This window comes from Gordonia sp. CPCC 205333 (assembly GCF_048537885.1).
Taxonomy (GTDB): domain Bacteria; phylum Actinomycetota; class Actinomycetes; order Mycobacteriales; family Mycobacteriaceae; genus Gordonia.
Map to the genome: position 1 here is coordinate 125,478 of NZ_JBCLVI010000002.1, position 21,565 is coordinate 147,042.

Sequence of the window (21,565 nt, forward strand, 5' to 3'; positions counted from 1 at the left end):
GACTACCTCGATGACGGCCACCAACTGGTCCGTCCAACTAGTGCGACCATCGCGGGAACCGTGATCGTGCGGACAATAAAGGTGTCAATAAGGATTCCGATACCGATAATGAAGCCCATCTGCACCATTGTCGAGACCGATCCGGCCATCATGCCGAACATAGCTGCGGCGAATATCATTCCGGCCGATGTGATTACCGAACCGGTTGCCATCACTGTCGGCACTACACCGTCCCGCGGCTCTCCAGATGAATTCTCCCTAAGGCGTGCGACGAATAGCATATTATAGTCCGCACCGACCGCGACCACCAAAGTGAATGCCATAGCAGGTACCGCCCAATAGATATCCTGACCTCCGATGACACCGAACACGAGAACTCCGGCACCGACTGCGGAGGCATAGGTGACAATGACCGAGGCCAGCAAATACAACGGCGCCACAATGGCGCGAAGTAGAACACACATTACTAGCAGGATGACCAACAACGTCACGATGACTATCTCTGTGAAATCGCGTCGGAACATCGACTGAAGATCGCTATTTATCGACGGGTAGCCGCCAATCGCGACTGTCGCCGTCGACAGGCTTGTATTCGGCAACGCTTGGTCGCCAACCGTCTTCAGTTCTCGGGTCAGAGCCATCGCGTCGGCGGAGAATGGGTTGGCTGTCGACTGAATCAGATATCGAGCAGTCTTCCCATCAGGTGAGATGAATGCTTTGCTGAGAATACTGAAATCGGGATTGGCGAGCAGCTGGGCGGGAAGATAAAAGCCAGATGCGGAGTCGCCGGCAGCGCTACTTCCGATCGTCTGCAGATATGCTGCAAGGGTGGTCATCGCAGAAGTCGCGGACTGTACCTGATCAGCGATCTTACGGGCTCGCTGCGCCATCGCGGCAGTGTCGGAAATATCGAGTCCGGCAGCCGAAAGCGCCGTGGACAACTGGCTAACCTTATCCAACTGACGCTCCGCCGCCGGAATATTGGCGAGCATCGCCTGCGCCTTCGCATATTGCCCAGCCAGTGCCTCGATGGTCGACTTCATCGAGTCGCGGCCGGAGGTGGTAGCAAGTGAACGCGTTAGGTCCGCGATCTTCTGGAGGGCTCCACTCTTTTTCAAGTCGCTGATTGTACGAAGTTGACCGCGCACGTGGCGACAGTCAGCGTTGTACCGGCAGAGGTCCGAGTTCAGAGCTGGCAAGATCACATTCGACGCGGAATCGAGTGCGTTCGCAAGCCCGATCAGGACTGGTGAGTACTGCGCCAGTTGGTCAACCGAGTCGGCCGACGAACTCAATGTGTTGACCAACCCCGCGTAGTTCGCCAATTCGGCTGACGCCGACTTTGCCATCGCAAGCATGGAACGAGCGCTGGCCAGCAGGTCCTCGGTATTGATATCCGCGTCGCCCGAACCCATCGACTCGATCAGACCGGCTACGGTCCGTACTTGGTCGAGTCGCTGCCGGATCTTTGGATTGGAATCACCGGCCTTGCCGAGCTGAGTACCCATCTGCGCGATTTGCCACGCAAGCGTTGCCTGGGTGAGCTTCTTGCCGTCTGGGCGAGTAATTCCGACGACTCGCTTGATGGTTCGCATCTGCGCGATCCGTCCAGCCATCTGATCCAGATCGGCCAGGCCCTGGGGCGTGCGCATATCGCGATCCGACTCAACGACCACATACTGCGGAATCATCGTGTCGGACGGGAAATGCGCATTCATCAGCGCATACCCCTGAGCACTTTCGGTGTCCTGCGGCTGCGCCTTACGATCGTCATATCCCACGTTGAGGAACGCGGTGCACCCGGCGAGTAGTCCAAGCACGACCAAGCTGGAGACTAACGTCCGACCAGGACGAGCAACCACGAGTTCGCCGACCCGCTTCCAATAGGCACCGGACCTGTCCGGCTTTGCCAGACCGAGCCCAAAACGGGCTGCGATGGTGAGGACCGCGGGCAACATCGTGACCGCGGCGAGAAAGCCGACACCAATCGAGATAGCAACCGCCGGGCCTGCCGCAGCGAGAAAGTCAAGCTTGGCCGTGAGTTGCGCAAGATTGGCTATCGCAACAGTCGCCGCAGTCGCCAGAATGACCCGTGACATCGATCCACTCGCGTGGGCGAGCGCATCCGGTTGAGACATACCGGATCGCAGGTTCTCGTGATAGCGACTAATCAGAAATACGGTGTAGTTGACACAGGCCCCAGAGAGAATAGCGATCATCAGTGAGGCCGACATCGTCGAAATAGGCAGCCCGATCTCACTCAACCCCGCCACTACACCACGGGCCACAACGATACTGGTACCCATCACGAGCAGCGGAAGTAGCGCAGTGAAGAACGACCGATAGACCAGCAACAGGATAAAGCCGATCAGGACTATCGTAATAGCCCCGATAACTTTGACATCGGCGACGCTGGACGTGGCCAGATCCCCCATAGTCGCGGTCGGCCCGGTGACATGAGCGAGCGTTCCTGACCCGTCAAAAGTCTGCCGGACAATATCGCTCGCGATCTGAAGCGACGCTATTGTCTTGGGTGATCCGACCTCGCCCGTTAGTCCCGCGAGCAGTATCCAGGCCTTACCGTCAGGACTCATGACCTGACTTCGCACCGCCGGATTGGAGGCGACGACCGGATCTCCGAGAACATCCTGCACAAACGCAACAGCATCCGGCCTGGCCTTGAAGCGTTCAACTGTCGCGTTGTATCGCGCCCGCGCGTCTGGGGTCATACCGTTCGGATTTGACTGAACGACAATTATTGAGTTCAGATTGCCCTTCTCACCGAACTTGTCCGCCATCGTCATCATCGATTGAATCGCCGCTGAATTAGTGGGCATCGGGCTCGCAGCCTTACGAGATGCGACGTTCTCCAACTGCGGCCACGCAATATTCACGACTGCCCCAAGAGCAATCCAGACAAGGACTACCAAAATCGCGTGCCGAGCGATGAACCGGCCCATTCGCTCGAATTTCGGACTGTACTGATGTGACATAGCCGCTATCCCCCGAACAACTCTGACAGATCGACCGAAGGCATCGACGGCATTCCCGCTAGTTTGACCACCGCATAGATCAGATAGACGCCGAATCCGTCGTCAGCGGTCGACAAGGTCACCGTATGACCGGAGCCGCCAATGTAGGTGGTCTGCCCGATGAACTCCTGACTTTGAAAGCCCGCCGCCAACAGCTTGTTTCGCGCCCGTGCGGTCGCATCGCGGCCGACTTCACTGACCGCAAGAAGGTAGGACGAACTCGACGAACCCGCAGCGGTCGACTGGATACGGCGATATCTGCCTGCGATCACAGGCACGTCGGCCGGGAAGCCAGCGGGCAACGCGACGCTTCCCTGCTCTGGTGATGTCAGCGGACTGACCGGCGGATAGCTGGACGTCTGTACGGAGCCGCCGGTGAGCATGTCACCACAGCCGGCCGTACTGGCCACCAGCAGCATTGCGAGCGTCGCCGTCGCAACCTGACGTTTGCGGAGAATCCTCATCTACCCCAACCTAAAGTATCGGATACTCAAGGTAGCGCACATTCTCGATCGGCAGGCGAAATCGACAGAACTGGACGGTCCGAGCGCCAGCGAGATCGCTACCGGCGGTATCGGATATCATCGACTGCGTGTCAGACGCAACGGTCACCACCAAACGAGCCGACGCGCGTACAACCCGCTGGACCGACCACCGGATCAAGGTGCGCGCAGAATTCGTTGAAGCGTCAATCAGAGCAATCGACACCATCGGTCCGAACGCCACACTGGACGACATCTGCACCGAATTAGGCGTTCGCAAGCCGAAGCTCTACCGCTTCTTCGACGACAAGAGCGATCTGTACAGCGCGATTCTGGAGAGCGTCACAGCCAGCCTGTGGGGCCGACTGGTATCAGCGATCAACTTCTACGAGGACTCGGTCGCGGATATCTTCACGCACCTGATCTCCGAATACGCCGACGTCGTCAGTGAACACCCGAACCTGGTGACCTTCCTCGTCACCGGCCAGTACGGTAGCGCCTCCGGCTCGGCACAACATCCGCTTCAAAGCATGCGAGCATCCGTCGACCGCGCCATCGTGATGTCCGAGGACGTGCTAGCCAACTTCATCAGCTCGCGTCAGCGCCTCGAGTTGACGGTCTACTCGATATTCGGCATCGCGGCTTCGGGCGCGGACTGGTGGATTCGGTCAGATAAGCCCGCAAACGATGCCCTACCGAAAACTGAGTTCGTCGAGCAACTGGTGCGTTCCATCCTCGCGATTGTCGCGGCGAATGTCGACCCCGACGTCGCCGTGGACCTTACCCAGCCCTTGCACCTCGCGCGTACCACTGACGACTTCGACCTCTAACCGGACTGGCCAGGTCGAGTCCTCCGCCACTGTGCCTCCAACCGACCAAGTTCAGTGTTCGGATCAGAGTCACTGATCCACTCACGAGCGATACGGAGCCAGTTGGCAGTGGCCCCTAGTTTCCCGAGCATGCTTGCGGTTGCTATGTCGACTCGCCGAGAGATCATGTGTTCAGGCGGCAAATGCTGACTACGAATTTCGCCGAACGCGCTACCGCCCGGATTCAGCATTTTCATTACCGACCCCGCTAACTCAGGGGTCATGGTAACTTGCTCGTCCACCATCTCCCAACGAAAAGCCCCCATCGTGTATTCAAGGCAATCATCCTCGGTGAGTTCAGTATCTGCGGCTATAATTCCCCGTCCTACAGCTAACTCACGAATCCTTTCACCATCGGAGTCGGCACCCGCACGCCACAAGTTTCGTTCGAATTCAATTGACTCGGAGTCCATTTCCTTATATGCACCGAAGTCAATAAATCCAACGCGGCCATCGGTGCCGAGCAGGACATTGCCAGGATGTGGGTCACCACAAAACTCCCCCTCACGATAAATTGTACCGACGTAGAATCGATAGACGATCTCTCCGATCCGATCGCGTTCGGATTTATCGAGCTTCGTGGATTCATCGAAATTCAGTCCCTCGAACCACTCGGTGACGAGCAATGATGGTGTACACAATTCATCGATGATATTGGGGACGCAGATGAACGGATGACCAGCGAACTTCCGTGCGACCCGGCGCTGAGTACGCGCCTCGGTCACGTAGTCGAGCTCATTGTAAAGTGCAGATCGCAACTCTCCGATGAATTCGGACGTCGCAATAGTCGGTATTGCGTTTCTCCAGAACTTCAAGAACGCAGAGAGGTTCTTAATGTCAGCCACCACTGCAGCGTCTATTCCCGGATACTTGACCTTGAGCGCCACTTCACGACCGTCGTGCATTACCGCGCGATATACCTGACCAATAGATGCGGCACCGGCGACATTTTCATCGAATTCGGCAAACACATCGTCGATGGCGGCACCAAGCTCAGTTTCTATCACAGTTCGCATCGTCGAGAAGTCCACTTCGGGTGCACTGTCGCGCAGCACCGCGAGCTTTTGGTGGAATCCTTCACGACTCTCCTCAGGAATGAAAGGGAGGTCGATAATCGACAGCATCTGCCCAAGTTTCATCGCGGCACCTTTCATACCGCCAAGGACATTCACAAGTTGCTCGGCAGCCTGTTGTAATGCGATGTCGCGGCGCTGCGAACGGACAGCGGGGGGCTGACCGACCGTCGATACACGTAATCCGACGTCACGCACGACCTGGCTCGCGACCACCTGAGTCACCTTGCGACCACGTACCAAACGCGAACCCGACAAGTCCTTCGGCGTCATCTGCACTCACTCATCCTTGGACACCCAGCGGAAACTTACGAACAAACGCACACCCTAGTCATACGCTGTAAGTGACTCCGGTCATCAGCTGCGATTTATCCCAGAGCCGCCGCCACATGACGGCATCCTTCGACAATTTCGACGAACGCGCGGCGCGAACCGGCCCACGCGATTGCGTTATGCCGCCAGTTGGCCCCCAGAACACCTCGGGGTCGGCATCTGTGGTCGTCGCGGCGAATAGCGCCGACTCGGCGGCATTCTCGGGCGGGTGTCCGGCCAGCGACGCGCCCATTTTCGCGAATCGATCGGCGATCGTCTCAGTACGGGTGAACAGATCTGTCCCTGACACTCCCGGATGCACGCCATAGGACCGCAATGGTCGGTCCGAAGCCTCGAACCGGCGATTGAGCTCTCGGGCGAACATCAGGTTCGCTAGTTTCGACTGTGCATAGGCGAGGTTCCGCTGATACCGGCGCCCCTCATAGTTGAGGTCATCAATCCACAATTTCGGGGTGTGCCCGTGCGCGATACTGCTCAGCGTCACCACTCGGTCGGCAATCTTGTCCAGTAGCAAGCCCGTCAGCGCGAAGTGACCGAGATGATTCACCCCGAATTGAGTCTCGAACCCGTCGGCTGTGCGGCCGAAGGGCACATTCATCACCCCGGCGTTATTGACGAGCACATCGAAATTCTCAATGCTACGGGCGAATTCGCGTATCGACGTCAGATCGGACAAATCCAGTTTGCGAACCTCGACGTCGCCGATGAGACCATCAGCGATCCGTTGCGCGGAATCGGTGTTTCGACATGCCATCAGCACCTTGGCATTCTTCTGCGCCAGGACACGGGTGATCACTGTCCCCAACCCGCCGTTCGCACCGGTAACGACGAATGTCTGCCCGGTTAGATCCGGGATATCAAGAGAACTCCAACTCATCTCATGCCTCCATACTCTTGCGGCGCCCGGCTGGGAGCAGCGATATCAGATCGGTGATCGATGCCTTGGAACCGAAGTAGCGAACTAACCCGGGCGCAGCTCTGTTCAGGTAGTATTGAATACGCGCTTCCGGCGTTACCGGTACCACAGTTTTTCCCTTGGCCACCGCACTCACGATCTGTGTGGCAACCTTCTCCGGCCCGTACCGACGCATCGCATATGCACGATCGCCGACTTCTTGTACACGACGTTCCTCGGCCGCATTCACGCCAGAAACCTTTGTCGTCGCAATAATATTTGTGTGCACGATTCCCGGGCAGATAGTGCTGACCCCTATGCCGTGCTCAGCCATTTCGGCACGTAGACAATCAGAGAACATAAACACCGCTGACTTGCTGGTCGAATACGCCGACATCCCACGCCCCGGCGAATACGCGGCCATACTAGACAGATTCACTATATGTCCACCAGTTCCGCGATCAACCATCTCTGCGGCAAACGCGCGAGCAGAATTTACCACCCCGAATAAATTAATCGACAACACCCGGTTGAATTCTTCTTCGGTGGTGTCCAAAAAGCTCCCCGCCGCGCCGACGCCGGCGTTATTCACAACGACGTCGGGTACGCCGTGATCGGCGACAACTGCCGCTACGTGGTCGCGGACCTGCGCTGGATCGGCTACATCTAGCTGATATGCATGCGCGCGGCCACCAGCGGTGATGATCTGTCGCGCAGTCTCGTGAGCCGAATCAGCGTTGATATCCGAGACGACGACTTCAGCTCCGCGTACAGCGAACAGCAGCGCCGTTGCCCGGCCGATTCCACTACCGGCACCCGAGACGACGACCAACTGATCACCGAATTCGCCTCGCGCCACGCCCATTTCAGCGCGCGCCAGCCCACGAGCCGGTTCTTTGCCGCTGACATGATCGATAAGTTCGGTCGTGGCACGGGCGAGTACCCCGGGATGTGAATGCGGTAGCCAATGGCCTGCCTTAAGCACCCGCCGCCAGGTCCGACGATTCCACTCGCCCTCGCCGTCGTAGGAGGATTGGCGTACAGCCGGGTCACGGGTACCGACAATCACTTGCACAGGAACATCGGTGAATCGATCCTCGGGGTGCAACATCATCGGAAGAAAGTTCGCCCGATAGACGCGCAGGGTGCGGTGGATGTCTGTGGTGAAGGTTGGCCCCAGGCTGATCTTCGCCTTATCGATCCCCTCGGCGAGCGCCAAGCCGGCCCGCCACCGCTCTGGAGTCATCGTCGCTTTGAACAGAATATTGGGTACAACTGGCATCGATGAACCGAACATATACAACAACGATCCGATTTGGCCGAGCGCCAAAACCGCACCCCGCGGGCTGCCACCGGCGAGACGCTTTCGGACGAGCTTGCTCAAGTGGTCACCGGACGGGCCACTAACCGAGGTAAACGACGCGACTCGTGATGAGATCTCTGGATCGGTGATCCACTCCCACACGGCGACACTTCCCCAGTCATGGCCCAACACGTGTACCGGTCGCCCAGGACTGACCGTGTCGGCGACAGCAAGGTAGTCCTGCGCCATTTCACTGAGCCGGAACTGCCGGAACCCTTGCGGATCGGTTGATCGTCCGGCACCCCGATTGTCAACCGTCACAACATGAAAGCGATCGACGAGATCCCCAACAACGTTGTCCCACAGGTGATGTGAATCAGGCCAGCCGTGAACGAGCAGGATCACTTCTGCGTTCGGATTTCCGTGGCGGTAATAGGCGATCGAGACATCGGCCCGACGGACAAATTCGGGGGCGGGTTCGGTTCGTCCTGGTATGGCCGTCGGGAGCGGTTCTATGTCAGCAGTTGTCGTCATTCGTTATTCCCTTCAGATTTCATCTATACGTGCATGCGCATCAACGCGATGCGTAGTCATCGACAAGCCACTTGCCCTCACGCCGAACGACAGTGAGTTTCAAGAGGTTGGGCGCTTCCCCTGGTTCGGCCTGCTGGATGTTCTGTGTCTTCTGAGTGGCGAAAACCAAAAGGTCGTAACGGTCGGGCTTGGAGGCAGTGACCGACGTTCCCAGGATTTCGCCAGTCGCGATGACTTGCGATTTCGTCATGATCTCGCTGAGGGTGTCCCGGACCTGGCCGTATTTCGTGCGAAGTGCGGGCGTGACGTCAGTAGTCACCGCGGTGAAGAAGTCATCGAGTTTTCGGTAGTCGTAAGTGAGCGAGCGTTGGGTATATGTCCGTGCGAGTTCGCTTACGGCTGCGACATCGGCTTGCCCAGCGCGAAGGTCATCACGCGCTGATGCCGCTGAGCGCCAGGCGATCGCGCAGCCGATCACAAGCGCCAGTACCGCAATCACCGCTACGCCGAGGCCCAACCTTCGCCGGTCCAATCTCACCCGTGGTAACGGCACGGTCAGCGCGCGGCGGGGACCGCGAGTGTCAGCTGACTGCCCGTCGACTGTCTCTTCCCGGTCAATCGGCTGTTCGATATTCGCATCCTTTGTGGGAGCGCTCATCATCGTTCTCCTTCGGGTGGGGCTTACTTTCCGCCAACGGTGACCGCGACATGCGCGGTGCCATCGCCGGGGAAAACTTGGAGCATGGCATTGAGAAGGTGCCCAATGTCGGCGCGGAATGGACGGACCAGCCGGGTATACGGGCTGAGCAGGGTTGCGATCAGCGTGAAATCTGGACAAAGCTGCGCGCAGTATTTAGTCAACTTGGTGACCAGCGGTCCGATCGGATCGTCGAAGATCTTCTCGCCGACATACGAATACCTCTCGTAGCCGCGAACGATGAGCAGCAGATCAGGAATTGCTACTCCGATGTCGGTCGCCGCACGGGAGATCGTCGGCCCATAGCCCGCGAAATTGTCGCCGAGTACCTGCACATTGTGATAAAGCACCCGCAACTTCTCGGCCTTGTCATCAAGCAAGGCAGCGAATTTGGTCGTCGCGGCGACAATTTTGGTGAACTCGGCCTCCCGACCCCTGAACCCACGGCCCATAGTGGCGACCAATTTGGAGATAGCCGACGGATCGAGCGAAGCGGTCAATGCGTCGAGCCGTTCCAAGGTCTCGCTCACAGTTGCCGCCGGTCGCACCTGAGCGGCGGAAACAACCGAACCGTCGGATAAATACGGTGCGGTGATCGCGGCTGCGGTGAAGTCAAGGTATTGCTCGCCCGCCGCTGATAGATTCGCCACGCGCACGGTGGCGCCGGCCGGGATTTGGGTGCCGGCGTCGATGGACAACTGTGCTCGCAGACCGGTCGATGTCTCCTCGAGCGATTCCACTCGACCGATCTCGATACCGCGCAACGTCACCCGCGACGTCGTCATCAAGCCACCCGACGAGTTCATTTCCACGGCAACGGAAATCTTGCGGTCAGCCGGGTTGTAATGAAGCACACCGACCGCCATGTACACCGAGCCAACCACGGTGATCGCCGCGAGCAGAACAAGCGTGACGGGAGCCGGCAGCTTCATCGGACCATCCCCAATCCGCGGAGGACTGCGATCAACTGGTCAGCCTGCTGCGGCGCGGTCGCATCGGTATGGACTCGCAGATTCAGCGGCGAGTTGAAGTATGGAATCAGTTTCTCCTTCAACAGTGCGTTAAAGGTCGTCATGTCCATCGCTAGGGTCTGGTCCGATTTGGCCAACGCCAGCCCAGTTGGCCTGAGCACGCCGAGGATCCGGCTCAGGTCCGGCGTCAGCGGTTTGAGCAGCGGAGTGATATTCCGGGTCAGGTGCGCGACACCGAACATGAGGTCAACCGTGCCGAAGAGGACGTCAGCCAGGCCCGCGACCCGCGGCGGCCCCTGGGTGAGTAGATAGTCGACACGGTTGGAGTTGCGACCGAGGGTCGCGCTGATCGACGCCGCCGAATCAAGGATTGTGTTGAGTTCGGGTTCACTGGTCGCGACGTCGTGAAGGGCCTGCAAACCGGCACGACGCAGGGAGATCAATTCCGCCGGGCTCGGCATCGCCGAATTGACCTCGTTCACCACCGATGCGATGTCGGCAAATGGTGCACCGACAACGAACGTCGAGATCGAACGCAACATATCCTCGACGTTGTCCGCGGGCGAGGTCTGCGAGCGTGGGAGATGACCGCCATCGGACAGCGTGCCTTTCGACCCAGAAGTCGGCTGACTGAGATTGACGTAGAGATCGCCCAGCAGAGACGACTGTTTGATTCTCGCGGTGGTTTGGGCGGACAGCACCACACCCTTTCGGATGTGGGCGTCAACCACGGCATCGCGGTCACGGAGGCTGATAGTGTCCACTATCCCGACCTCGACGCCATCGAGATACACCTTTGCCTTCGCCGGAAGGTTGAGCGCGCTCGCGAATGCGATGGAGATACGGTAGCCGTCACCGGACATCGCGGTGCCAGGTAGTGGCAGGTCAATCGCCTGTACACCACATCCAGTGAGCAATAGCGCCATCGCTGCGACGATCGGTGCACACCTCGCCAAAATCCGGTCACCCCGCTTTCTAGCTGATCGCGTCATCATCGCGCCCCGCTCATCGAAGTCAGCAGATCAGCCAGATTCATCGACAACTTCTTCCCACCCGACGTAGTCACGAATCGCGGTGACTTATAGGTGAAGAGCAGCGCGTGCATGATCGGATCGACCAGTCCGGGAAGCTTTCCCATCGCGATCGGCAGGTATCGGATCAGGTCCCCGATGTTGTCGACACGCTTGAGCAACTCGTGCGAATACGGGACAAGGGTATCTGCCAGGCCATACAGCTGCTTGTCATATCTGCCGATATTGCGTACGGCGACGGGTAGGAATTCGTTGGCGTACGCGAGCGCCTCTCCCAGTCCGTTCGTCGCGCCCTGAACGGCGCGCACAACGCCGCTGAGGTTGTCGAGCAAAGCCTTCAAATCGGGCCAGTTCGTGACGAACATATTGGTCAGCGAATAAAGCGAATCCACCATGCGCCGTACGGTCCCGTCGACCTCGGAGGTGTTTCCCAGAACCTTCGACAACGACCCCAGAAACTCGTTGAGCTGCGGGCCGGTCCCATCGGTGATCGCCGTCGCATTTGCGATGAATTTGTCGAGGGCTTCGCGCCCTTGCCGGATCTGAGTTGGATCGTTGCCGCCAAGGAGCGCCGCTGCCGTGCGATTCACGCCGTCAAGGGTGTCGCTGATCCCCTTCGGCGTTCGTGTTCGGTTGAGCGGAATGCAGCGTGCCACCGGATAAGTCGCTCCGGCCGTATACGGTTTGGTGAATTCCACACGTCGATCGGTCACAATCGAACTGGCGACCACCAATGCGCCGACATCAGCTGGCAGTTTCAGACTCTTGCGCACCTTCATATGGACTTCGACTCCCGCGCGGCGCTGCTCGATTCGGTCGATCCGCCCCACCGTGACGCCCAGCATCGAGACGTTGTTGCCGACGTACAAACCGGTCGCATCGGTGAACTCCGCGCATATTCGCTGAGATTGCAGACCGACCATTTCCATCGGTGACTGCGATGCCGCGGTGACCGTACCGACGACGACGATCAGAGCGGCCGCCAAGAGTGCGGCTCGGTGTGCCGCGAGATAGCTGACGACTTTCGCGCGGTTCAGCATGTCGTCCCCGGTGCTGGTACACACAGTCCACTGTTTCGAACGGTAATCGCCGATTGATCGACGAGAAGCCCCTTTGTCTGGTCAACACCAATCATCTTGCTGATCGTCTCGATAGCCTTCTTTAGCTGTTCGATCGCGGTGTCAGTCTTGCCGAGATCTCCCGTCAGTTTGCGGAAGATCTCCTCCACCCCAGAGATCGACGGCTCGATATGGTCGCCGAAATCCACGATCGGTCGGTGCACAATCGCCGCCAACCGCCGCAATGACTGGAAAGTCGTCACCAACTGCTGCCGATGAGTGCCGAGTTTTACCGCGACAACACCTAGACTTCGCACGAACGCGGCCAGGAGCGCCTTATCTTCGGCAATCGCTGCCACATATTCGTCAGCAACCCGCATTCCGCTGGTCAGCTGTCCGGACTGGTTTGCCAGGCCCGAGATAAGTGACGAACTCTCCGACATCAGGTTCCGAACCGCATCGGGTTCACCGGCAATCGCCCGATTTACCTCATCGATGGTGTTCCGCAACGTCGTACCGTCGAACTTGTCGACTGCTGGCGCCGCCGCTTCGAGTGCATTTGTGAGTTCGAACGCCGTCTTGGCGCGTTCCGGTGGGATCATCGTGTCACCCAACGGTCGTTGTCCAGCGGGTTGAACAGCCAGATAGTGGCCGCCGACCGGGGTCAGAAGTTTGACTTCGACCGAGGTCCGGTCGCCCAGCCACTGGTCACTGTCGACGGTGAATTTCACCGTTACTCGGTCACCGTCGAGTTCAACCGACTTCACGGCACCGACGTTGACGCCAGCGATTCGGACCAGGTCACCGGCATTAAGCGCCCCCGAATATCGCAACTGAGCAGCATATGCCGACTGTCCGAACGGAAACACGAAAATGAGAGCTGCGACGATCAATCCGATCACCGCGACAGACATTCCGGCCGCACCCCACCGGAAATCCGATCCACGGGTCAGATTCACTCGACTCATCAGGTCTTTCATCGACAAACCACCAGCCGCTGATTAGCCAGGACTATGCTGCCGATTCCTGGGATATCCGCTCGCCCCTTGGTACAAGTGAAATTCTGCGGGGCGGTCAAGCCGGACATCGAGTTGTTGAACCCGGTGATCAGCGTGGGCAACAGTGCAAGCGCTTCGGCGACCTGTTTCGTTGGTGGGAACACTCGCCGAAGGAATGAGTCGAGCGGTCCGTAACTGTCGTCGTAGGCAGCCTCCAACTGTCCGAGCAAGTCTGCGCCGCGAGTGAGCGTTTCATTCGCGTCGATTGAACTCTTCACAATTCCGTCGGCTCGGTTGGCGATATCGCCGACAATCAAATTGAGCTGCTTCACCAATTCTCCAACCTGCTGGGACTTTCCTGCGATCGACTGCGACACGATCCCCAGGTTCCCGATCAGAACCGTGATCAGTTGCTGACGATTAGAGGCGAATTTGCTGAGCTGTTCGATATCACGCAACGCTGGACCGATCCCACTGCCATCGCCCTGGATGACGCGCAGCAAATTTTCACCGAAGGTGTTGAGTGCCGCGGGATCTAGTGTCGTGAATAACGGCTGCAGTCCGTTGAATAGAACGGAGACGTCGAACGAGGCGATAGTGTTCGCAAGCGGAATCGTCGATTCGGGCGGCAGTGGCGATCCGTCCTGATCAGCCCGTATCAACTCCACGTAACGTTGGCCGACGAGGCTCTGGTATCGCACGGCAACCTTTGTATTGTCGAAGATCGGCTCATCGGATTTGACAGTGAATCCGACCCTGGCCAGCGCACCATCGAGCGTGATCGACTTGACCTTGCCGACCTGAACACCCGACATCCGAACGTCGCTGCCGGTGAATAATCCAGAGACATCGCTGATGACGGCGGTAAAGGCGCGCTGCTCTCCTTCCACCGGAGTCCGCAAAGAATTGACCACCAGAGTCAGACATGCGGCGACTATCGCGGCGAATATCCCCAGTTTTAGCGCTAGGCCAACTGTCCGCCTCATCGGCCGGCCACCTTGTTCGGGCCGACTGAACGCGTGACTTGCGGGAAATTGGTTGCGATGATGCGCAACTGGAGCTGTGGCCGACCCGCTACGTTCGGGAATGCCGCGCGAATATTCGCTATCAATTCTGGTATCCGATCGACTGCGGGCGCGATGCTGCCGATTGACACGGCGACTGGGATCACGAGGTCGAGCGCGGTCGCCGCGATTTTGCTGAACTGACCGTTATGCGTCCGGAACAGATCACCGAGTGGGTAGAGCAGTTTGTCGTTCAGACCCGCGATCGCACGCTTGGTACGGGCCCGATTCCGTTCTGTGCCAAGGAACTTCGCCTGCTCTAGCAAGTCGACCACACCGGCGACCAGCAGTGGAACCATGGACTCGGCTGCCCCCGAAATCTCCGCTCCCGTTGCCAGATACTTTCGGATCGGTCCGATCTGGTTGTCGCGGAGCATCCGTCCGGCGTTGAGAAATGCGACCAACGACTTGCCAATTCCACGCGCATTCGTGACGAATAGTCGCAGGAGACCGATAACTTCCGGATCACCAATCGTCGCGGCCAACTTACCGGCCCGAGAGAAGACGTCACTCACGGTCACCTGAGTCGAATCACGACCGATGGAAAGCGTCGCGCCGTCCCGCAACGGAGCGCCGCCGGGGGTTTTGATTAGTTCGATGGCGGTGGCACCGAATAGATTCGACGATGCGAATCGTGCCCGAACGTGATCGGTGAGATGTACGACTTGATTCGGCTCCAGTTCCAGCTCAATCCGCTGCTCCCCGTAGCCGACGGTATCGATCCGCCGCACCTTGCCGATCGAGAGTCCATTCAGTTTCACATCCGCGCCGGTGGTCAACCCTTCGCCGATCGTGGAAGCGTTGACCGTGACCCTGAACTTATTCTGAAATTCGCCTGTTGCGTACATCGAGAGAACAATGCCAACACAGATCATCACCAGCAGCAGCGCAATGCCGCGTAGTCGGATCGTCGTCGGGCTGAGTGCGCGGCCGGATTTGGTTGACATGGCGTACTACCCCGAAATCCTGATGCCGACGTCAAGACCCCAGAAGGTGAGCGTCAGCATCATGTCCGCGATCACCACGACAATGAGGCTCGCGCGAATGGCTTGACCCGAGGCCCGCCCCACGCCTTCCGGGCCACCTGCCGCGTAGAAGCCCTGATAGCTGTGGATCAGAGTAACCAGCACCACGAAGACGCCGACTTTAATAATCGAGAAGACCACATCGCTTGGCTGAATGAATGCCTCGAAATAGTGGTAGTAAGTGCCACTGGATTGACCGTGGATCACGTTGACCACCAGGGCACACGAAATATAGCTCAAAATCAGTGTGAGCAGGTACAACGGCACAGTGGTGATGAGTGCCGCGATGACCCGGGTAGTCACCACAAATGGAATAGGCTCTACTGCCATTGCTTCGAGCGCGTCGATCTCCTCATTGATTCGCATCGCGCCGATCTCCGCCGTTATCCGACAGCCAGCTTGAATCGCGAATCCGATCGCAGCGATCATGGGGGCCATCTCACGCGTATTCGCATAAGCCGAGACAAATCCGGTTAACGGCCCCATTCCCACCATATTCAGCGCGCTATACCCCTCGATGCCGATCGAGCCGCCCACGGCCAGACCCATCAATACGAGTACCGATACAGTGCCACCGCCGACCACGACCTTGCCGTTGCCGAAGGTGATATCGGTGAGTACCACCATCGTTTCGCGCCGGTAATAGCGAAGGGTATGCGGCACCGACCGCAGCATTAGCCAGTAGAAGGTGACTTGGCGCCCCAACTCGTCGGCGGGCGAGGTAACCGCGCGCGTACCGAGGCGAATGGCACGTCCCGCGCGCGACTGACCAAACGTAGTTTGGGAGAGCGTCACCATGTGATCACCCGATCCTGGCAGGTAAGAACATCGAAACGAGTTGTGTGATGATGACGTTCAGGACGAATGCCGAAATCACACCGATCACGACCGCCGCGTTGACCGCCGATGCGACCCCGCGCGGCCCGCTGCTGGCTTCAAGACCACGCTGACATGCGACGATTACAATGACCACGCCGAAAATCAGAGCCTTGGCAAGCGCGACAACTAGGTCGGATACCGTCGCGAACGCGGCGAAGGACGCCAGGTAACTGCCTGGTACCCCATTCTGGAACATGATGGTGATCGCGTACCCGACCCCGACTCCCATGAAGATAATCAGGACGCACAGCATCGGCGACAACAACATCATCGCGATCATCCGGGGTGCGACGATCCGCCGCGCGGGGTCAATGCCCATCGTGCGCATGGCATCAAATTCTTCGCGGATCGTTCGCGCGCCGAGATCTGCGGCGATCGCCGAGCCGGCGGCACCACCGAGCAGCAGTGCCGAAACCATCGGCGAGCCCTGCCGAATCACGCCCAGTCCGCCGGCGGCACCGGCCATCGACGTCGCACCGACTTGTTGGCTCAGACTGCTGACCTGCACCGAAACGATGACACCGAACGGAATGGAGACGAGCACCGCAGGTACCGCGGTGACCCGGATGATGAACCATGCCTGTGCTGCGGTCTCGGCCCACGGGAACCTTAGAGCCAGTGTGTCACCCACGGTATAGACCAATGCCTCGACAAAAAGCTTGAGTGCGCGGCCAGTAGTGGCGATAGCCGATTTGGTGGCATCGAGCTGATACTTGACGACCCGAATGATCACATTCGGCAATTGCTGCCCCGGCTTCGTGGCCGAACGATCGCTGACCGCAGTCACACCGCGACCGCTTCCAGGGCTACGGCAGCGATTTGCAGCGCGACGTTGTCGGCCTGTTCGGTCGGAAGCATGTGCCCGCTGGACGGGTATTCGACCAACCGGCCAGCGACTCCCGCGGCGAGAGTTCGTGAATGCGAAGGTGCGAAAAACCTATCTCTTCCACCTGCCAGAACGACTACCTTGGCGTGCCGATAGGTCGCCGCTACCTTGATGCGGTCATGGTCGGCGATCGAGCCGATCAACGATGCGATTGCGGGCATATGCGCCTGACTCGACTGCGCGATAGTTGAGGCCAATTGCCGGCGTGACGGGTGAGCACCGAACGCGCCGCGGGCGAACTGTCGGACCAAGGGGGCCGGGCGCTGCGGCACAGCCGCATGGCGCACTGCCATCTGGACGAATCGGGTCGCTCCGCGAGCGCCGGGAATGCGTTCGAGTGTTTTCCCAAGGCCGGGTGTCGTTGCGACGAATACCGCCCCGGTGACTCGTCGAGCCACCAAGTCCGGGTGCCGCTGCGCAAGCGCGAGCATCGTCATTCCGCCAAGTGAGTGGCCAGCCAGCACCAACGGCCCGGTCGGCACCAGGCGCCCGACGACGAACGCGAGATCGTCCGCGAGGGTCTCGAGAGATGGTTCACCACCGCTTGAACCACCGTGACCGCGGGAGTCATAACTGATCACCCGCAGCCGCGTTGAGCTGGCGGTCAGCTTGTCCGAGACCTGGTCCCAGACCTCTGATGTCAGCGACAGACCGTGCAGCAGCACAATCGTCGCGACCGGATCGGCCGCTCCCGCGTCGGAAACGAATAGTTCCGCGCCATCGTTCGTGCGCAAGTTGTACCGCCGTTGGATTGCCATTTGTGACCTCGAGTTCTGCGATGGAAATTAGTTGCTCATCACACAGGAACATAGCCGTCATACGTCCCGACTGATGTGTCATTGTCATAAATAGTTTGATGAGACTACTGGTCGAACTCGATCTCGATTTGATCGCTGATCGGCACCGCCTGGCATGCCAGCGTCAGCCCCGCCGCAAGATCCGCTTCGACGAGTGTGTCGTTCTTGCGCATCTGGACTTCTCCTGAACGCAGGGTGCATGCGCACGCACTACACGCACCTTCTCGACACGAATAGGGTGCGTCGATGCCCTTGCTCAGCAGTACGTCGAGCAGAGCGACTTCACGAGGCCACGCGAGGGTGTGGGTCTGGCCCGCCAGCTCGACCGTTACCTCGGCCGAATCCGCTCCTTCTTCGAATGGCGGAATCACGATGTCGGCGAATGGATCACCGGCCAAGGATTGGAAGACCTCGGTATGTACATGCTCGAGAGGGACCTGCGCCGCACGCATCGCAGCTTGGGCGGCAGACATGAATTTGGCCGGCCCGCACAGATATACATCGAATTTTCCGAACGGCCGGAACGCGTGTGCCATGCCTTCGACTGTCGGCATTCCTTCGTGATCATCGAGTCGGTGAAACACCGTGAACCGATCGGGAAACTCGAGCAGAATTTCCTCAAGTTCAGATCCGAAGATCACGTCGTCGTGAGTCTTATTCGCATAGTAGAAGTACACCGTGGCCGTTCCGCCGATCAGCGCGGATTTCGCGATGGACAGTAGTGGCGTCGCCCCACTCCCCGCGCCGACCAGAAGTAGATCTTGGTGCAGCGACCGCGGAACGAACTTTCCCGACGGCGACAGCACGGTCAGCAGATCGCCGGCCCGCAGATTGTCGCAGAGCCAATTCGACGCATAGCCACCTGGCACGCGTTTAACCGTGATGATCAGATTATCGTCTAGGTGTGGCGAGCTCGACAACGAGTAGCACCTGGCAACCGAGCTATCCTCACCATTTGGTACTCGCACGGTCAGAAATTGTCCAGGCAAGTAGCGAAACTTCCGTACCAGACTGTCGGGTACACCCAAGATCACCGAAACCGCGTCAGCGGTCTCGGCGACGACCTCGAGGACTTGCAGGGTCTGAACGTGTGTATTAGTCGCCACTTGCGCGATATCGACAGTACTCACAGTTCGATGCCTAGCTTCTCTCCAACCTTGAATCCAAGCCGTGCGAACGGAGCGCCGATGTCCTGATAACGAGGACCAATGACGCGCGGAATTGCGTCGAATACTCGGGCGTCAGGACCGATCAATACTCGGGGGCGGTTCGCGCGAACCCCTCGGATGATCGCGCGTGCCGCTGAATCTGGACGAGTGAAAGCGACGAGCTGGAATCCACGATTCATGAACTCCGCCTTGTCATCTGCCCCCACACCACGCGCATTCGCGATGATGTTGGTCTTGATACCCCCAGGATGTACGCAAGTAACACCCACCGGGTACTTGCCAATCTTCATTTCTTGCCGGAGCGACTCGGTGAAACCACGTACCGCGAATTTGGCAGCGTTATATGCGCTCTGCGTCGGGATACCCATTAGTCCGAAAACCGAGGAGACATTGGCGATGTGAGCATCGCCCGATTCGATCAAATGCGGCAGGAACGCCTTGGTCCCATATGTGACACCCCAGAAGTCAATATTCATAACCCATTCAAAATCCTCCCAGGTCATGTCTTTCACCTCAGCCCCCAAGGCGACACCGGCATTATTGAACAAGAGATTGGCGCGTCCGAACTCGCCAATAACATCGTCGGCGTGCTGGTAGAAGGCATCCTTGTCGGCCACATCGAGGGTGTACGGAATGGCTTTTACACCGACCTTTTCACACATCGCCGCGGTATCTGCTACGCCGGCCGTGTCGATATCTGAAAGCGCTAGCGCCGCGCCTTCGTCGGCCAGTCGGAGCGCTAGGCCCCGCCCAATACCCGACCCCGCGCCGGTAATCACAGCGACCTTATTGCGAAAATTCTTCATGGGTCTTGCCTCTCTGAATGATGGTAGTAGCGATCAAACCGCGGAACGCGCGGCCAACTGATCGACTGGTTTCGTGGCGGAGATCTTGTTGAGGAACTCGTACTCTTCGGTGGCGACGTGGCGCGTCTCCAGCCAGTACTTCCAGGTATAGCCTGGCCACAGCGTCCGGTTATTGCCGTGCGCGTCGAGATACCAGCTTTGGCAACCGCCGGTATTCCACACTGATTTCGACAACTTCTGCTGAAGCTGTTCGTTGTATGCCGTTTGGATCTCCGACCGTGGCACGATGGCGTCCACTCCACGTCGGCCGACCATCCGAATGGCTTCGCTCACATAGCGGATCTGTGACTCGATCATGAAGATGATCGACGTATGCCCGAGGCCGGTATTGGGACCCAACAGGAAGAACGCATTGGGCATTCCATCGACGGAGATTCCATGGAGTGCCTGCGGCCCTTCGTTGCGGAAACGCGTCACAAGATCCGCGCCATGCCGGCCGGTGATATCGAGTGATTCAAACGAGTCAGTGACGTGGAATCCGGTGCCATAGATGATAACGTCAGCTTCTCGCTCGACTCCATCGGCGGTGACGATTCCGGTCTTGGTTACCCGTTCAATTCCTTCGGTGATTACCGCCGACTTATCCTGGTTGAGTGCCGAGTAGTACGTATTCGAGCCGAGCAACCTTTTGCAGCCCGGGCGATAATTTGGGGTGAGTTTTCGACGTGTTTCGGGGTCATCGATCTGCTTACGGATATGTCGCTTCCCCACGATCTCGACCACTTTGAGCAGGGCCGGTCGATTGTTAAGCGCGTATGCACCTGCCTCAGCCCCCCAGTAGAGCCCCGATCGGAAGCCGCGGCGTAGACCCGGCACCCGCTCGAGGGCCTTGCGCACTATTCTCGGGATTTCGAGGTTCTCTCGCGGCAGCACCCACGCCGGAGTGCGCTGATAAAGTTGGAGTTCGGTGACGTCGTCGACGATCTGCGGGACGAACTGAATCGCGCTGGCACCGGTGCCGATGACGGCAACCTTTTTGCCGTTGAGATCGGCCGAGTGATCCCATTGCGCAGAATGAAATGCGCGTCCGGCGAACTCGTCAATTCCGGGCAGATTGGGGATGCTGGGGATATGCAGCGCGCCAATCGCTGAGACGATGAATTGGGTGACATATTCCTGCCCATCGGCAGTCCATATATGCCAACGCATCTCGTCGTCATCCCACCGCCCGCGCTCGGCGACCTTTCCGAATGACAGATACTTGTATATATCGTATTTCTCAGCTACCTCACGCAGATAGTCGAAAATCTCCGGCTGATAGGACCACAACCGCTGCCAATTGGATCTCGGCTCGAATGAGTACGAATACAGGTGAGTTGGCACGTCACACGCCGCGCCCGGATAGGTGTTATCCCGCCAGGTTCCGCCGACTTCGTCGCCCTTCTCCAAAATGATGAAGTCGCTGCGACCCTGCTTCGTCAGCTCAATCCCCATTCCGAGGCCCGAGAAGCCTGACCCAATGATCAGCACACCGGTATGGATGGGATCTCCGGGAACTTTGGGCCCGGTCTTCCGATTGGCCGTTTTGGCCGCTGACTTAGTTGCCATTATCTCGTTGTGCTCCTGACTGATGGTGAGCGAGGCAGCCCCGCAGCGCGGCACG

At 58.6% G+C, this 21,565-nt stretch carries 19 protein-coding genes; 1 reads left to right on the top strand and 18 read right to left on the bottom strand.

Annotated elements, in window-relative coordinates:
* Positions 1-2: 2 nt before the first annotated feature.
* Complete coding sequence (locus AAFP29_RS06160) at positions 3-2,993, bottom strand: MMPL family transporter (RefSeq protein ID WP_419216471.1); 2,991 nt, start codon at positions 2,991-2,993, stop codon at positions 3-5.
* A 5-nt stretch (positions 2,994-2,998) separates the two neighbouring features.
* Positions 2,999-3,496: a hypothetical protein gene (locus AAFP29_RS06165; protein WP_419216472.1), complete on the bottom strand. Its 498-nt coding sequence runs from the start codon at positions 3,494-3,496 to the stop codon at positions 2,999-3,001.
* A gap of 128 nt (positions 3,497-3,624) precedes the next feature.
* Between AAFP29_RS06165 and AAFP29_RS06170 the strand changes: the two genes are divergently transcribed.
* Positions 3,625-4,344, top strand: coding sequence for a TetR/AcrR family transcriptional regulator (locus tag AAFP29_RS06170; protein ID WP_419216473.1), 720 nt, complete (start codon positions 3,625-3,627; stop codon positions 4,342-4,344).
* Here the strand turns inward: AAFP29_RS06170 and AAFP29_RS06175 are convergent.
* The 16 genes from AAFP29_RS06175 to AAFP29_RS06250 form a co-directional block, all read right to left on the bottom strand.
* Positions 4,341-5,729 carry an ABC1 kinase family protein gene (locus AAFP29_RS06175; protein WP_419217218.1) on the bottom strand — a complete coding sequence of 463 codons (1,389 nt, stop codon included), beginning with the start codon at positions 5,727-5,729 and terminating at the stop codon, positions 4,341-4,343. The two genes, AAFP29_RS06170 and AAFP29_RS06175, sit on opposite strands and share 4 nt — an antisense overlap.
* A gap of 58 nt (positions 5,730-5,787) precedes the next feature.
* Positions 5,788-6,666 (bottom strand): oxidoreductase, encoded by an 879-nt coding sequence (locus AAFP29_RS06180; RefSeq protein WP_419216475.1) that lies wholly within the window; start codon positions 6,664-6,666, stop codon positions 5,788-5,790.
* Position 6,667: 1 nt separating this feature from the next.
* Positions 6,668-8,521, bottom strand: coding sequence for an SDR family oxidoreductase (locus AAFP29_RS06185; RefSeq protein ID WP_419216476.1), 1,854 nt, complete (start codon positions 8,519-8,521; stop codon positions 6,668-6,670).
* 40 nt (positions 8,522-8,561) lie between these two features.
* Complete coding sequence (locus AAFP29_RS06190; protein ID WP_419216477.1) at positions 8,562-9,179, bottom strand: hypothetical protein; 618 nt, start codon at positions 9,177-9,179, stop codon at positions 8,562-8,564.
* 23 nt (positions 9,180-9,202) lie between these two features.
* Entirely contained in the window at positions 9,203-10,150 is a 948-nt protein-coding gene (locus tag AAFP29_RS06195) for an MlaD family protein (protein ID WP_419216478.1), read from the bottom strand.
* On the bottom strand, positions 10,147-11,115 hold the full coding sequence (locus tag AAFP29_RS06200) for an MlaD family protein (RefSeq protein WP_419216479.1): 969 nt from the start codon (positions 11,113-11,115) through the stop codon (positions 10,147-10,149). The genes AAFP29_RS06195 and AAFP29_RS06200 overlap by 4 nt, the downstream gene beginning before the upstream one ends.
* A 65-nt stretch (positions 11,116-11,180) precedes the next feature.
* Complete coding sequence (locus tag AAFP29_RS06205; protein WP_419216480.1) at positions 11,181-12,260, bottom strand: MCE family protein; 1,080 nt, start codon at positions 12,258-12,260, stop codon at positions 11,181-11,183.
* On the bottom strand, positions 12,254-13,246 hold the full coding sequence (locus AAFP29_RS06210; protein WP_419216481.1) for an MlaD family protein: 993 nt from the start codon (positions 13,244-13,246) through the stop codon (positions 12,254-12,256). Before AAFP29_RS06210 ends, AAFP29_RS06205 begins: the two co-directional genes overlap by 7 nt.
* Before the next feature lie 8 nt (positions 13,247-13,254).
* Complete coding sequence (locus AAFP29_RS06215; RefSeq protein WP_419216482.1) at positions 13,255-14,262, bottom strand: MlaD family protein; 1,008 nt, start codon at positions 14,260-14,262, stop codon at positions 13,255-13,257.
* On the bottom strand, positions 14,259-15,287 hold the full coding sequence (locus AAFP29_RS06220) for an MlaD family protein (protein ID WP_419216483.1): 1,029 nt from the start codon (positions 15,285-15,287) through the stop codon (positions 14,259-14,261). Before AAFP29_RS06220 ends, AAFP29_RS06215 begins: the two co-directional genes overlap by 4 nt.
* A 6-nt stretch (positions 15,288-15,293) precedes the next feature.
* On the bottom strand, positions 15,294-16,163 hold the full coding sequence (locus tag AAFP29_RS06225) for an MlaE family ABC transporter permease (RefSeq protein WP_419216484.1): 870 nt from the start codon (positions 16,161-16,163) through the stop codon (positions 15,294-15,296).
* Between the two features lie 4 nt (positions 16,164-16,167).
* Positions 16,168-16,974, bottom strand: coding sequence for an MlaE family ABC transporter permease (locus AAFP29_RS06230; protein WP_419217219.1), 807 nt, complete (start codon positions 16,972-16,974; stop codon positions 16,168-16,170).
* Positions 16,975-17,027: 53 nt separating this feature from the next.
* A complete protein-coding gene (locus AAFP29_RS06235; RefSeq protein WP_419216485.1) occupies positions 17,028-17,888 on the bottom strand; it encodes an alpha/beta fold hydrolase in 861 nt (286 codons plus the stop codon).
* A gap of 104 nt (positions 17,889-17,992) precedes the next feature.
* The gene (locus AAFP29_RS06240; protein WP_419217220.1) at positions 17,993-19,033 is read right to left on the bottom strand and encodes a 2Fe-2S iron-sulfur cluster-binding protein; all 1,041 of its coding nucleotides are present in this window, start codon (positions 19,031-19,033) and stop codon (positions 17,993-17,995) included.
* A 20-nt stretch (positions 19,034-19,053) separates the two neighbouring features.
* Positions 19,054-19,902, bottom strand: a complete 849-nt coding sequence (locus AAFP29_RS06245; protein ID WP_419216487.1) for an SDR family NAD(P)-dependent oxidoreductase — start codon at positions 19,900-19,902, stop codon at positions 19,054-19,056.
* 33 nt (positions 19,903-19,935) lie between these two features.
* Complete coding sequence (locus tag AAFP29_RS06250; protein ID WP_419216488.1) at positions 19,936-21,510, bottom strand: flavin-containing monooxygenase; 1,575 nt, start codon at positions 21,508-21,510, stop codon at positions 19,936-19,938.
* Positions 21,511-21,565 lie beyond the last annotated feature (55 nt).